Raw genomic sequence first — 12,758 nt, 5'->3', positions numbered from 1 at the left:
GCGCCTTATTTCAGATCGGCGTTATCAAAGTTGAACGAGGTATCCGGCATCACGTAGAAGCCGCTCAGCTGTTTGCTGTTGGCCGACAACAGACGTTCGGTCGCCAGGAAGATCCAGGGCGCGTCGGCCCAGATGCGATCCTGCGCGTCCTGATACAATTTCTGCTTCTCGGCGCGATCGGTGGTCGCCAGCGCGTCGGTCAGATCCTTGTCCACCTGCGGGTTGCTGTAGAACGCAGTGTTGAACTGCTTCGGCGGCGCCGCCTGGGTAGAGAACAGCGGCGACAGCGCCCAGTCCGCTTCCCCGGTCGAGGCCGACCAGCCGGTGTAGAACATCCGCACGCCGGTGTCTTTCACCCCGACGCTCTCCACCTGCGCCGCGCGCTGCCCGGCATCCATCGCCGTCACCGTCACTTTCACCCCCACCTGCGCCAGTTGCTGTTGGGTGAACTGCAGCACTTTCTGCGCGGTGCTGTGGTTGTGGGACGACCACAGCGTGGTGGTGAAGCCGTTCGGGTAGCCGGCCTCTTTCAGCAGCTCGCGCGCCTTGGCCGGATCGTACGGCCACGGTTTATAGCGGGCGGCGAAGTCGATGGCCGGCGGCACCGGGCCTTCCGCCGGCACCGCGTAACCGGCGAACGCCACCTTGATCAGCGCGTCCTTATTGATGGCGTAGTTCAGCGCCTGGCGCACCTTCGGGTTGTCGAACGGCTTTTGGGTGACGTTCATGCTGATGTAACGCTGCAGAATGGACGGCGCGGCCACCACGTCCAGCTTGGCGTTGCCTTCCAGCACCTTGGCCTGCTCGTAAGGGATCGGGAAGGCGAAGGTCGCCTCGCCAGTCTGCAGCATCGCCGCGCGGGTGTTGTTATCCACCACCGGGCGCCAGGTGATGCTGTCGAGCTTCGGCAGCCCCGGCTGCCAGTAGCCGTCGAACTTCTTCACCTTGACGAAGTCGGTCTGGTTCCAGGTCACGAACTGATACGGCCCGGTGCCCACCGGGTGGAAACCGATCTCTTTGCCGTATTGCTTCAGCGCCGCCGGCGAGATGATCGCCGCCGCCGGGTGCGCCAGATTGTTGACGAACGCCGAGAACGGCGCCTTCAGCACGATCTTCACCGTATTGGCGTCCACCGCTTCGGTTTTGTCGATCATCTTGAACAGGTTGTAGCGCTTGAGGTGGCTGTCCGGGTTGCTGGCGCGATCGAGGTTGGCCTTCACCGCTTCGGCGTTGAACGCGGTGCCGTCGTGGAATTTAATGCCCTGGCGCAGTTTGACGGTATAGGTCAGGCCGTCTTTGCTGACCTCATAGCTTTCCGCCAGCACGTTCACCAGCTTCATGTCCTTGTCGAAGCCGAACAGCCCCTGATAGAAAGACTTGGCCACCGCCTGCGACAGCGTGTCGTTGGCGTCGTAAGGATCGAGGGTGGTGAAGTTGGAAGCCACGGCGATCACCGCGTCCTTCGCTGCCCAGACAGGGCTAGTTCCCGCCGCCAGCAGTACGGCGGCCAACAGCGCATTGCGTTTGAATGTGTGCTTCATGTCGCTTGTCTCTCCTGAGGTCTTTAAAAAGCACCGGCGATCGGGTGGCGGGCGACAAAGTGCCCGGCGCCAACCTGCACCAGCGGTGCGGTAACGGGTTCATCGCCCAGCGCGCGCACTGGGCTGGGGATCTCATCAGCCGGCAGCGGCTGCCGTTTGTGGGCGTGAGCGGGATCGGCCACCGGCACCGCCGCCATCAGCTTGCGGGTATAGGGGTGCTGCGGGTTGTCGAACACCGCCTGCCGCGGGCCGATCTCGACAATTTGCCCGAGGTACATCACCGCTACCCGGTGGCTGATGCGCTCCACCACCGCCATGTCGTGTGAAATAAACAGAAAAGCGATGCCGAACTCGCGCTGCAGATCGAGCAGCAGATTGACGATCTGCGCCTGAATCGATACGTCCAGCGCCGAGACCGCCTCGTCGGCGATCACCACTTTCGGGTTCAGCGCCAGCGCGCGCGCGATGCAGATGCGCTGGCGTTGGCCGCCGGAAAATTCGTGCGGATAGCGGCGCGCATGCTCCGGCTGCAGACCGACGCGTTCCAGTAGCCAGGCCACCCGCCTTTCCGCCTCACGGCCGCGCATCACGTTGTGCACCAACAGCGGCTCCATGATGGAGAAACCGACCGTCAGGCGCGGATCGAGCGAGGCGTAAGGATCTTGAAAGATGAACTGAATATCGCGCCGCAGGTGCTGCAGCGCCGGCCCCTTCAACCGATCGATTCGCCGCCCGGCGAAGGTGATGGTGCCGCTCTGGCTGTCCACCAGCTTCAGCAAAGAGCGCCCGGTGGTGGACTTGCCGCAGCCGGACTCGCCCACCAGCCCCAGCGTCTCGCCGGGGTAAAGATCGAAACTGACGTTTTCTACCGCGTGCACCCGGCGAGTGACCCGATTGAACAACCCGCCGCGCAGATCAAAACGCGTGACCAGATGCTCTACCCGCAGGATCGGCGCAGCGTCTGGCGGCACAGTATCCTGCGGCGCTTCATCGCCCTCGCCATCCGGCAGCGGAAACTTCGCCGGCAGCGGCCGATCGGCCATCGCCCCCAGCTTCGGCACTGCCGCCAGCAGCGCCCGGGTATAGGCATGTTGCGGCGCGGCAAACAGCTCGCGCACCCGATTTTGTTCCACCTGCTCACCGCGGCGCATCACCAACACCCGATCGGCGATCTCCGCCACCACGCCCATGTCGTGAGTGATGAAGATCACCCCCATCTGCATCTCCTGTTGCAGCACGCGGATCAGCTGCAGGATCTGCGCCTGAATGGTGACGTCGAGGGCGGTGGTGGGCTCATCGGCAATCAACAGCGCCGGCTTGCAGGAGAGCGCCATGGCGATCATCACCCGCTGGCGCATACCGCCGGAAAGCTGATGCGGGTAGCGCCCCAATACCTCTTTAGCCTCCGGAATACGCACCAGATCGAGCATGCGCAGCGCCTCCTGGCGCGCGCTGCGGTGGTCCATGTCCTGATGCAAACGCAGCGATTCGGCGATCTGCTCGCCGACCGGAAATACCGGATTGAGCGAGGTCATCGGCTCCTGGAAGATCATCGCCATGTCGGCGCCGCGAACCGTGCGCAGCGTGTGCTGCGAGGCGCGCGCCAAATCGAGCAGCGCGCCGTCGCGCCGGCGCAGCGTCATAGCGCCGCTGACGATACGCCCGCCGCCCTGCTCCACCAGCCGCATCAGCCCCAGCGAAGTGACCGATTTGCCGGAGCCGGACTCGCCGACGATCGCCAGCGTCTCGCCGCGATCGAGATCGAACGACAGGTTGCGCACCGCGTCTACGGCGCCGTCCGCTTGAGGAAAGCTGATGCTCAGATCGCGCACCGTCAGCACCCGCTGCGGCGGCAATGACAGCCCGTCGCCGGCGGGCCGGAATGAAACGTCGGTCATACACCCTCCCGGTGAACGCTTAGCGATAAATCCCGACGGACGGCGCATCGCCGACATAGCCAAAACCGCGGTACATACCCTCGCTGTTGAACGGCAGCGCGATATTGCCGTGGCGATCGACGGCGATCATGCCGCCGCTGCCGCCCAGCGCCGGCAGCTTCTCCATCACCACCCGATCGCTGGCCTCTTGCAGGCTGAGCCCGCCGTATTCGATCAAGGCGGAGACGTCATAGGCCGCCACGCCGCGCATGAAGATTTCGCCGGTGCCGGTGCTGGAGACCGCCACGGTGGCGTTGTTGGCATAGCAACCGGCGCCGATGATCGGCGTGTCGCCCACCCGCCCGGCCTGCTTGTTGGTCATGCCGCCGGTGGAAGTGGCGGCGGCGAGGTTGCCCAGCGCATCCAGCGCCACCGCGCCGACGGTGCCGAATTTGCGATCGGGATCGAGCGGCTCGCCGGCCTGCACCGCGCCGTCGTGATCGAGCAATACCCGCCCCTGCTCCGCCTGGGCGCGGTGCAGCTGATCAAAACGTTCCTGAGTAAAGAAGAAGTCGGGGGCGACCATTTCCAGGCCGTGGGCGGCGGCAAACTTCTCGGCGCCTTCGGCGGCAAACAGCACGTGTTCGCTGTTTTCCAGCACCGCGCGCGCCGCCAGCACCGGGTTGCGGACACGGCTGACGCCGGCGACGGCGCCGGCATCACAGGTGCGGCCGTCCATCACACAGGCGTCCAGTTCGTGGGTGCCCTGATGGGTAAACACCGAGCCTTTGCCGGCGTTGAACAGCGGGCACTCTTCGAGCAGCCGCACCGCTTCGGTCACCGCGTCCAGCGCGCTGCCACCCTGTGCCAATATCGCCTGACCGGCGGCCACGATCTCGGACAGCGCCTGAATGTACTGCCGTTCCTTTTCCGCACTCAGCGCCGCCCGGGTAATTGCGCCCGCGCCGCCATGAATGGCAATCACTGGTTTGCTCATTTGCCTGACACCCTGTGTTAATCCCGCCGTAGCACAGCGAATAAGCTGAGCGCGGTATCATTATTATTCAGTCTTTTTTCGATGCTATTTAGCCCGACTGTGGAAGTACAGCATAACGTCCACGCCCCACTTTTAGCGTAGTCCGCTTAGACCGTTTCGCACCTTGAAATAGCTTATTGGAATAAAAACAGCAGGTTATAAAAAGCAGCAAACCGCTGAGAGTGCGGCTGGGATTATTGGTAATTTCGCGAGAGGAAATAGCGGCATGGGGTCATGAAATAAACGTTCACGCTGAATAATCATTATTTCGACGCCCGGCCTGCCGTTTTTTTCCCGGCCGGGCGAAGATACTCCGCGATTAAAAACCGGAACCGGGTTGCTGTAAAAAGGCCTCTTCTTCCGGCGTGCTGATGCGCCCCAATATCGCATTGCGATGCGGGTAACGGCCGAAACGATCGATGATCGCCTTATGACGCAGTTCGAATTCCAGCTGATCGCCGTTATTGAGCTCGGTATACAACACCAGCGCCTGTTGGTGAATCAGCGGCGATTCCGAATGCATGAACGGCAGATAAAGGAAGCCGCGCTGCTCGCGGCTCAGCCGTTCGCACTCGCCGCTGCGGATCGCCTCCTGCGCCAGAATCAACGCCATGCCGTCGCAGGCGAACGACTGCGGCGTGCCGCGGAACAGGTTGCGGCTGAACTGATCGAGCACGATCACCTCCGCCAGCCGCCCTTCGATGGTGTCGCGCCAGTGAGCCAGCTCTCCCGCCGCCGCCGCCCGCCAGATTTCGCCGAAGCGGCTGTGCAGCAGACGATCGAAATCATCGTCCTTTTTGAACCACATCACCGGTTCGATCTCGTCGAACCAGAACTCGATAACCTGTTTATGCATCATGATTCTCCTCTGTTTTACGCAGTTTATACCCGATCGCCCCAGCGCCGCAGTGCGAAAGATGGCGGGCATAACCCGTTCTCCCCCCCGGCGTTCTCTGCCATAATACCCGCACCTTGTCGCTATCAATGCGCACCCTGATTACGGAGTTCCCCTTATGGATCATTGCCATACTTCCGATCTCATCTCCCTGGAGCAAGCGCTGGAAAAAATGCTCGGGCAGATCGCCCCGCTGCAACAGACCGAATCCGTCGCGCTGACCGCCGCCGCCGGCCGCATCACCGCCGCGCCGGTGGTCTCGCCCCTCGACGTGCCGCCGTTCGCCAACTCGGCGATGGACGGCTATGCGGTGCGCCTCGCCGATCTGGCGGCCAATGCGCCGCTGCCGGTCGCCGGGAAAGCCTTCGCCGGCGCGCCGTTCGACGGTGAATGGCCGGCCAACAGCTGCGTGCGCATCATGACCGGCGCGCCGATCCCGGCCAGGGCGGACGCGGTGATCATGCAAGAGCAGGCCGAAGTGAGCGACCAGGGCGTGCGTTTTACCGCCCCGGTAGAAGCCGGCCAGAATATCCGTTTGGCGGGTGAAGACATTCGCCAAGGCGCCAGCGTGTTGCCGGCCGGCGTGAAGCTGGGCGCCGCGCAGCTGCCGCTGCTGGCCTCGCTCGGGGTCGCCGAAGTGCAGGTGATGCGTAAGCTGAAGGTGGCGGTGTTCTCCACCGGCGACGAACTGCAGCCGGTCGGCCAGCCGCTGCAGGCGGGCCAGATCTATGACACCAACCGCTTCGCGGTGCGCCTGATGCTGGAGCAGCTGGGCTGCGACGTGCTCGATCTCGGCATTATCCGCGACGATCGCGATGCGCTGCGCGCCGCCTTCGAACAAGCGGACAGCCAGGCCGACGTAGTGATCAGCAGCGGCGGCGTCTCGGTCGGCGAAGCCGACTACACCAAACAGATGCTCGACGAGCTGGGCCAGGTCAGCTTCTGGAAGCTGGCGATCAAACCCGGCAAACCGTTCGCCTTCGGCAAACTGGGCCACGCCTGGTTCTGCGGCCTGCCGGGCAACCCGGTTTCCGCCGCCCTGACCTTCTACCAACTAGTGCAACCGCTGCTGGCGAAGCTGGCCGGCCACAGCGACTGGCGCCTGCCGCCGCGCCTGCGCGCGCGGGCGCTGACGCCGCTGAAGAAATCGCCGGGCCGCCTCGATTTTCAGCGCGGCGTGTTCAGCAGCAACGCCGCGGGCGAACTGGAGGTGAGCACCACCGGCCACCAGGGCTCGCACGTCTTCAGCTCCTACAGCCAGGGTAACTGTTTCATCGTGCTGGAGCGCGAACGCGGTTCGGTGGCGGCGGGTGAAACGGTGGAGATTGAGCCTTTCAACGCCCTGCTGAGGAGCTGAACATGTTGCCGGAATTGACCGACGCCGAAGCGCTGCGCTACAACCGCCAGATCGTGCTGCGCGGCTTTGACTTCGACGGCCAGGAGAAGCTGAAGGCCGCCCGCGTGCTGATCGCCGGGCTGGGCGGGCTGGGCTGCGCCGCCGCGCCTTATCTGGCGGCAGCCGGGGTCGGCCATCTGGTGCTGGTGGATTTCGACACCGTCTCGCTCTCCAATCTGCAGCGCCAGATCCTGCACCGCGACGATCGCATCGGCCAGAGCAAAGTCGCCTCCGCCAGGCAGGAACTGAGCGCCATCAATCCGCATATCCGCATCGACGCCATCGACGGTCGTCTGGAAGACGATGCGGTTGCGGCAGAGATCGCCGCCTGCGATCTGGTGCTGGACTGCACCGATAACGTGGCGGCACGCGACGCGCTGAACCGCCTGTGCCACGCGCAGCAGAGGCCGCTGGTTTCCGGCGCGGCGATCCGCATGGAAGGCCAGCTCAGCGTGTTCACCTATCAGCCGGGCGAGCCCTGCTACCGCTGCCTGAGCCGGCTGTTCGGCGACAGCGCCCTCACCTGCGTCGAAGCGGGCGTGATGGCGCCGCTGGTCGGCACTATCGGCACCCTGCAGGCGATGGAAGCCATTAAGCTGCTGGCCGAGTACGGTCAACCGCTGCGCGGCAAGCTGTTGATGTTCGATGCGATGAGCATGCAGTTCCGCGAGATGAAACTGCCGAAGGATCCGCACTGCGAGGTGTGCGGCGGGGAATGACGGATAAAAAAAGGGCGGGGTAATTCCCGCCCTGATGCGTTGCCGCGAGGGTTATACGATGCCCTGGCTGCGCAGATAGTCTTCGTAGTTGCCGGTAAAGTCGATCACCTTGTTCGGGGTGATTTCCAGAATCCGGGTCGCCAGCGAACTGACGAATTCACGGTCGTGGGAGACGAAGATCAGCGTGCCTTCGTACATCTCCAGCGCCATGTTCAGCGATTCGATGGATTCCATATCCAGGTGGTTGGTCGGTTCGTCCATCACCAGAATATTTGGGCGCTGCATCATCAGCTTGCCGAACAGCATGCGACCCTTCTCACCACCGGACAGCACCTTCACTTTCTTCTTGATGTCGTCCTGGCTGAACAGCAGACGGCCCAGCACACTGCGCACCGCCTGCTCGTCGTCTTTTTCCTGCTTCCACTGGCTCATCCAGTCGAACACGGTCAGGGTGTCGTCGAACTCGTATTCGTGATCCTGCGCGTAGTAACCGATACGGGCGTTTTCCGACCATTTCACGGTGCCGCTGTCCGGCTGTGCGTCGCCCACCAGCGTTTTCAGCAGGGTGGTTTTACCGATGCCGTTGGCGCCCAGCACCGCGACCTTCTCGCCCACTTCCACCATCAGGTTCAGCTTGCTGAACAACGGGCCTTCATCGAAGCCCTTGGTGAGCGCTTCCACTTCCAGCGCATTACGGAACAGCTTCTTGTCCTGCTCGAAGCGGATGAACGGGTTCTGGCGGCTGGAGGCTTTCACCTCTTCCAGCTGGATCTTGTCGATCTGGCGAGCGCGCGAGGTGGCCTGCTTGGATTTGGAGGCGTTGGCGCTGAAGCGGCTGACGAACGATTGCAGCTCATTGATCTGCGCCTTCTTCTTGGCGTTGTCCGCCAGCAGACGCTCGCGCGCCTGGGTGGCGGCGGTCATGTATTCGTCGTAGTTGCCCGGGTAAACGCGCAGTTCGCCGTAGTCCAGATCCGCCATGTGGGTGCAGACCATGTTCAGGAAGTGACGGTCGTGCGAGATGATGATCATGGTGCTGTTGCGCTCGTTGAGCACGTTTTCCAGCCAGCGAATGGTGTCGATGTCCAGGTTGTTGGTCGGTTCGTCGAGCAGCAGGATTTCCGGATCGGAGAACAGCGCCTGCGCCAGCAACACGCGCAGCTTCCAGCCCGGCGCGATTTCGCTCATCGGGCCATAGTGCTGCTCAACCGGAATACCCACGCCAAGCAGCAGTTCGCCGGCGCGCGCTTCGGCGCTGTAGCCGTCCATTTCGCCGTAGGCCACTTCCAGATCGGCCACTTTATAGCCGTCTTCTTCGCTCATCTCCGCCAATGCGTAGATGCGGTCGCGCTCTTCCTTCACCGCCCACAGTTCGGTGTGGCCCATGATCACGGTATCCAGCACGCTGTACTGCTCAAAGGCGAACTGATCCTGACGCAGTTTACCCAGGCGCTCGTTCGGATCGAGGAACACGTTGCCGCCGCTCGGCGCCAGATCGCCGCCGAGGATTTTCATAAAGGTGGACTTGCCGCAGCCGTTGGCGCCGATCAGGCCGTAACGGTTGCCGCCGCCGAATTTGACAGAGATGTTTTCAAACAACGGCTTACTGCCGAACTGCATGGTGATGTTGTTAGTGCTTAACACAGCGCTCGCTCTTTATACATAGGGAATGTGATTTGGCGCGCATTATGCCACAACGGGGTGCAGAGATCGCGGGAAGTTTCGGTGACATTTTGAGCGCCTGCGGCATCCGATCCTTTTCGCAGGCGGCATAGCTGAATTAACGCGGCGGGAACTTCGCGGCAATCATCGCCGCCGTCGGCTGCACGCCGCCCAGGCTCCATTGTTCGGGCGCATGTTCATCGATTCGGACCCAAACCGACTGCCTGAACGCCGGATCGCCTCGCCCTTCTATCTCCACCAACAGTTCGGTAATGCGGGACAGCAATTCGCTTTTTTGCCGTTCATCCAGCATGCCTTTCACCGTTTGCACATTAACAAATGGCATTATACTCTCCTTGAATATAGATAAGTCTAAAAACAAGACTTAGATTAGCGAAGGAAAATGCCCATGTCAAAATCTCCCGATCTCCCTACCGTTTCTCTTGCCCTGTGCGGGCTGGCGCAGGCCGCGGATCTGCTTGGCGATCGCTGGACGTTACTGATCCTGCGCGAGTCATTCTACGGCGTCCGCCGTTTTGAAGAGCTGCGCGAGAATATCGGCGCTTCACGCCAGGCGTTGAGCAACCGTCTGAATGCCATGGTAGAACAAGAACTGTTGGCCAAACGCGCTTACCGGGAGCCGGGCGAGCGTGAACGACATGAATATGTCTTGACGGACAAGGGGCGCAGCCTGGGGCCCATCCTGGTTGCGCTGATGGCGTGGGGCCACCGGCATATTCTGCATGACAGCCCCCACGTTCAACTGGTGGATAAACGCAGCGGGCTGCCGGTGCAGCTGGCATTTATCGATGCGCAGGCGCACGTAGTGCCTGAAGACGCGCTGCAAATGTCGGCCGTTGAGCTCCCCCCGGCCTGACTTACCCATTCTGGTCTACGCTTGATACCAGACTGATTTAGGACAAGGATGCTGAACCATGCCACACCTCTATAACACCGCGCTGCTGATCGGCGCCGCGCTGAGCGCCATCGCCGCCCTGCTGCATATTTGGGTGATCGCCGCCGGGCCGCGCGGCTATCGACTGTGCGGCGCTGGCGATCGCTTCATTAAGGCGGCGGAAGCGGGTAAAAAGTTCCCGGCCGTCGTCACCGCTGGTATCGCGCTGGTGCTGTTTATTTGGGCGCTGTATGCGCTGTCCGGCGCGGGCCTGATCGCGCCGCTGCCGCTGCTGCGGCCCGCGCTGTTTATCATCACCTTTATCTACCTGCTGCGCGGTGTCGCCGGCCCTTTCGCCCTGCGCGATACCGGACGCAGCCAACGCTTCATCGTCGTCAGCTCGCTGATTTGCCTCGGCTTCGGGCTGGTGCATCTGCTGGGGATGACGCAGCGCTGGAGTGCGTTGGCGTAACGCCCTGTTGCTGCAAGACGGCGATAAACGCCTGCGCGGCGGCGCTGCGGTAAGCGCCTTGGCGCTGCAGCAATACCGCCTGACGGGCCGGCATGGCGTTGGCCAGCGCCACCTTTTTCAACTGCCGGTTCTCGCGCGCAATCGCGGCCGGCAACAGCGTGGCGAGCTGCCCGCGCCGCACGATCTCGACGATGGCGCCCAGCGCATTGGCCTCTACCGCCACCTGCGGCCGAAACCCCAACTGCGTGCAGTAGCGATCGATAAACTGACGCGTGGCGAAGTCGCCGCTCAGCAAGGCCAGCGGCAGATGTCGCCACTCCGCCAGCGTCAGCGGCCGACGCCGCGCCGCCAGGGGATGATCGGCGCCGACCATCAGCTCCAGCGTCTCGCTGAACAACGGCATCGCTTCCACGTCAGCCGACTGCGCCATCTCAAAGGCAATCCCCAGATCCAGCCGATCCTGCGCCAGCAGCGCCTCGATCCGCTCTTGCGCCATCTCCTCAATGCTCAGCGTAATCCCCGGGTAGCGGCGATAGAACGCATCGATCGTCGGCCCCACCAGATAGGCAGTGAACGTCGGGGTCATCGCCAGCCGCAAATGGCCGCGCGCCAGCGTCGCCACGTCATGGATCGCCCGCGCGCCGGCGTCCAGATCCTGCAGCGCCAGGCGCGCATAGCGCATCCAGGCCTCACCGGCGTCGGTCAGCTGCACCCTTCTGCCGCTGCGATCGAACAGCGGCGCTCCCAGCGCATCCTCCAACTGTTTGATCTGTTGGGAGAGCGTCGGTTGCGAGACGTGCAGCGCTTCGGCGGCGCGGGTGAAATTGCCCTGTTCGGCAACGGCCAGAAAATATCGGATATGTCGCAGCAGCATAGCGCCCCAGCTATTAGTAAAACCTATAGCTGGCATTATAAATGGGTCTTAGACCCTATAGCCAGAAGCGTTCATCATGCCGTCATCGCTTACCCCCCAGGGAGAAAGACAATGAAAGAGGTGATTGAAGGCTTCCTGAAGTTTCAGCGCGAAGCCTTTGTTGAACGCACGGCGCTGTTTCAGCGGCTGGCGACCCGCCAAAACCCGCGCACGCTGTTTATCTCGTGTTCCGACAGCCGCCTGGTGCCGGAGCTGGTCACCCAGCGCGAGCCGGGCGATCTGTTCGTTATCCGCAACGCCGGTAACATCGTGCCGTCTTTCGGCCCCGAACCCGGTGGGGTGACCGCCTCGGTCGAGTACGCCGTCGCCGCGCTGGGCGTGGAAGATATCGTGATCTGCGGCCATTCCGACTGCGGCGCAATGACCGCCATCGCCACCTGCCAGTGTCTGGATCACCTGCCGACGGTCGCCGGCTGGCTGCGTTACGCCGATTCCGCCAAGGCGGTCAATCAGGCTTATCCGCACGCCTGCGACGAAGCGCGGGTCGCGTCGATGGTGCGCGAGAACGTCATCGCCCAGCTCAACAACATCAAAACGCATCCTTCCGTCGCGCTGGCGCTGGATCAGGGCCGCCTGGCGTTGCACGGCTGGGTCTATGACATCGCCAGCGGCGCTATCGAGGCGCTGGACGGTGAAACCCGCCGCTTCGTGCCGCTCGCCACCCATCCCGAGGTGACCGCCACGCCGGCGATCGCCCGTTTTTAAGCCCACAAAAGGAGCCAACATGACACACTCTCTGCACAACGCCGCCCCGCGCGAAGCGCTCACCGACACCATCATGGCCGCCAAGATCCGCCATAACCTGACGTTCGAAGCGCTGGCCGAGGGCACCGGTCTCAGTCTGGCGTTCGTCACCGCCGCCCTGCTGGGGCAGCATGCGCTGCCGGAACCGGCGGCGCGCACGGTGGCGGCCAAGCTGGGGCTGGATGAAGAAGCGGTGCAGCTGCTGCAAACCATCCCGCTGCGCGGCAGCATTCCCGGCGGCGTGCCGACCGACCCGACCATTTATCGTTTCTATGAAATGCTGCAGGTCTACGGCTCCACGCTGAAAGCGCTGGTGCACGAGCAGTTTGGCGACGGCATTATCAGCGCCATCAACTTCAAGCTGGATATCAAGAAGGTGCCCGATCCGGAGGGCGGCGAACGCGCGGTGATCACCCTGGACGGCAAATACCTGCCGACCAAGCCTTTCTGATTGGCCTTGCGCCGGCGGCCCGCGTCGCCGGCAAATTGACAGCCAACCGGCCATTGGCTACATTAACTGCGCTGAAACGCCGCCCTGGCGTTTTTCACTGCCCGAGGCCTGTATGTTGGAGATTGTAACCACCCGA

The 12,758-nt window shown here is 62.8% G+C and carries 13 protein-coding genes; 6 read left to right on the top strand and 7 right to left on the bottom strand.

All coding sequences use genetic code 11. The features are described from left to right. Positions 1 to 5: 5 nt before the first annotated feature. From gsiB to CPH57_RS04360, 4 genes are all read right to left on the bottom strand, one after another. Positions 6 to 1,541, bottom strand: coding sequence for a glutathione ABC transporter substrate-binding protein GsiB (gene gsiB / locus CPH57_RS04375; protein WP_096242080.1), 1,536 nt, complete (start codon positions 1,539 to 1,541; stop codon positions 6 to 8). Between the two features lie 23 nt (positions 1,542 to 1,564). Then, positions 1,565 to 3,439, bottom strand: coding sequence for a dipeptide ABC transporter ATP-binding protein (locus CPH57_RS04370; protein ID WP_096242079.1), 1,875 nt, complete (start codon positions 3,437 to 3,439; stop codon positions 1,565 to 1,567). A gap of 19 nt (positions 3,440 to 3,458) precedes the next feature. Continuing rightward, positions 3,459 to 4,415, bottom strand: a complete 957-nt coding sequence (locus tag CPH57_RS04365) for an isoaspartyl peptidase/L-asparaginase family protein (RefSeq protein WP_089196794.1) — start codon at positions 4,413 to 4,415, stop codon at positions 3,459 to 3,461. Positions 4,416 to 4,773: 358 nt separating this feature from the next. Continuing rightward, positions 4,774 to 5,310: a DUF924 family protein gene (locus CPH57_RS04360; RefSeq protein ID WP_033650589.1), complete on the bottom strand. Its 537-nt coding sequence runs from the start codon at positions 5,308 to 5,310 to the stop codon at positions 4,774 to 4,776. A gap of 157 nt (positions 5,311 to 5,467) precedes the next feature. On the opposite strand from CPH57_RS04360, the gene moeA reads away from it, so the two are divergent. Both moeA and moeB read left to right on the top strand, forming a co-directional pair. Further along, a complete protein-coding gene (gene moeA, locus CPH57_RS04355) occupies positions 5,468 to 6,706 on the top strand; it encodes a molybdopterin molybdotransferase MoeA (protein ID WP_096242078.1) in 1,239 nt (412 codons plus the stop codon). Between the two features lie 2 nt (positions 6,707 to 6,708). After that, positions 6,709 to 7,464: a molybdopterin-synthase adenylyltransferase MoeB gene (gene moeB, locus CPH57_RS04350; RefSeq protein ID WP_096242077.1), complete on the top strand. Its 756-nt coding sequence runs from the start codon at positions 6,709 to 6,711 to the stop codon at positions 7,462 to 7,464. A gap of 51 nt (positions 7,465 to 7,515) precedes the next feature. Here the strand turns inward: moeB and CPH57_RS04345 are convergent, their stop codons facing one another. Together CPH57_RS04345 and CPH57_RS04340 are read right to left on the bottom strand one after the other, a co-directional pair. Further along, positions 7,516 to 9,108 (bottom strand): ABC-F family ATPase, encoded by a 1,593-nt coding sequence (locus tag CPH57_RS04345; protein ID WP_033642430.1) that lies wholly within the window; start codon positions 9,106 to 9,108, stop codon positions 7,516 to 7,518. A 136-nt stretch (positions 9,109 to 9,244) separates the two neighbouring features. Then, complete coding sequence (locus CPH57_RS04340; RefSeq protein WP_033650586.1) at positions 9,245 to 9,472, bottom strand: tautomerase family protein; 228 nt, start codon at positions 9,470 to 9,472, stop codon at positions 9,245 to 9,247. A 63-nt stretch (positions 9,473 to 9,535) separates the two neighbouring features. On the opposite strand from CPH57_RS04340, the gene CPH57_RS04335 reads away from it, so the two are divergent. Together CPH57_RS04335 and CPH57_RS04330 are read left to right on the top strand one after the other, a co-directional pair. Continuing rightward, positions 9,536 to 10,003 (top strand): helix-turn-helix domain-containing protein, encoded by a 468-nt coding sequence (locus CPH57_RS04335; RefSeq protein WP_033642428.1) that lies wholly within the window; start codon positions 9,536 to 9,538, stop codon positions 10,001 to 10,003. A 58-nt stretch (positions 10,004 to 10,061) separates the two neighbouring features. Then, positions 10,062 to 10,493, top strand: a complete 432-nt coding sequence (locus tag CPH57_RS04330) for a hypothetical protein (protein ID WP_019454439.1) — start codon at positions 10,062 to 10,064, stop codon at positions 10,491 to 10,493. On the opposite strand, the gene cynR is transcribed toward CPH57_RS04330, so the two are convergent. Then, positions 10,417 to 11,367, bottom strand: a complete 951-nt coding sequence (gene cynR, locus CPH57_RS04325) for a transcriptional regulator CynR (protein WP_089196792.1) — start codon at positions 11,365 to 11,367, stop codon at positions 10,417 to 10,419. The two genes, CPH57_RS04330 and cynR, sit on opposite strands and share 77 nt — an antisense overlap. A 111-nt stretch (positions 11,368 to 11,478) precedes the next feature. On the opposite strand from cynR, the gene CPH57_RS04320 reads away from it, so the two are divergent. Both CPH57_RS04320 and cynS read left to right on the top strand, forming a co-directional pair. Continuing rightward, entirely contained in the window at positions 11,479 to 12,132 is a 654-nt protein-coding gene (locus CPH57_RS04320; RefSeq protein WP_033642426.1) for a carbonic anhydrase, read from the top strand. 19 nt (positions 12,133 to 12,151) lie between these two features. Next, positions 12,152 to 12,622: a cyanase gene (gene cynS, locus CPH57_RS04315; RefSeq protein WP_033642424.1), complete on the top strand. Its 471-nt coding sequence runs from the start codon at positions 12,152 to 12,154 to the stop codon at positions 12,620 to 12,622. Positions 12,623 to 12,758: the final 136 nt, after the last annotated feature.

It is taken from the genome of Serratia sp. JKS000199 (assembly GCF_900215455.1).
GTDB classification, from domain to species: domain Bacteria; phylum Pseudomonadota; class Gammaproteobacteria; order Enterobacterales; family Enterobacteriaceae; genus Serratia; species Serratia ureilytica.
Note: the sequence above shows the minus strand (reverse complement) of the source record. Positions and strands in the feature narration are given on the sequence as shown.

Excerpts from the sequence above, each read along its gene's own strand:
- CPH57_RS04320 (WP_033642426.1), top strand. The coding sequence starts at position 11,479 with ATGAAAGAGGTGATTGAAGGCTTCCTGAAGTTTCAGCGCGAAGCCTTT.
- CPH57_RS04335 (WP_033642428.1), top strand. The coding sequence starts at position 9,536 with ATGTCAAAATCTCCCGATCTCCCTACCGTTTCTCTTGCCCTGTGCGGG.
- CPH57_RS04360 (WP_033650589.1), bottom strand. The coding sequence starts at position 5,310 with ATGCATAAACAGGTTATCGAGTTCTGGTTCGACGAGATCGAACCGGTG.
- CPH57_RS04340 (WP_033650586.1), bottom strand. The coding sequence starts at position 9,472 with ATGCCATTTGTTAATGTGCAAACGGTGAAAGGCATGCTGGATGAACGG.
- moeB (WP_096242077.1), top strand. The coding sequence starts at position 6,709 with ATGTTGCCGGAATTGACCGACGCCGAAGCGCTGCGCTACAACCGCCAG.
- gsiB (WP_096242080.1), bottom strand. The coding sequence starts at position 1,541 with ATGAAGCACACATTCAAACGCAATGCGCTGTTGGCCGCCGTACTGCTG.
- CPH57_RS04370 (WP_096242079.1), bottom strand. The coding sequence starts at position 3,439 with ATGACCGACGTTTCATTCCGGCCCGCCGGCGACGGGCTGTCATTGCCG.
- CPH57_RS04330 (WP_019454439.1), top strand. The coding sequence starts at position 10,062 with ATGCCACACCTCTATAACACCGCGCTGCTGATCGGCGCCGCGCTGAGC.
- CPH57_RS04365 (WP_089196794.1), bottom strand. The coding sequence starts at position 4,415 with ATGAGCAAACCAGTGATTGCCATTCATGGCGGCGCGGGCGCAATTACC.
- cynR (WP_089196792.1), bottom strand. The coding sequence starts at position 11,367 with ATGCTGCTGCGACATATCCGATATTTTCTGGCCGTTGCCGAACAGGGC.
- cynS (WP_033642424.1), top strand. The coding sequence starts at position 12,152 with ATGACACACTCTCTGCACAACGCCGCCCCGCGCGAAGCGCTCACCGAC.
- moeA (WP_096242078.1), top strand. The coding sequence starts at position 5,468 with ATGGATCATTGCCATACTTCCGATCTCATCTCCCTGGAGCAAGCGCTG.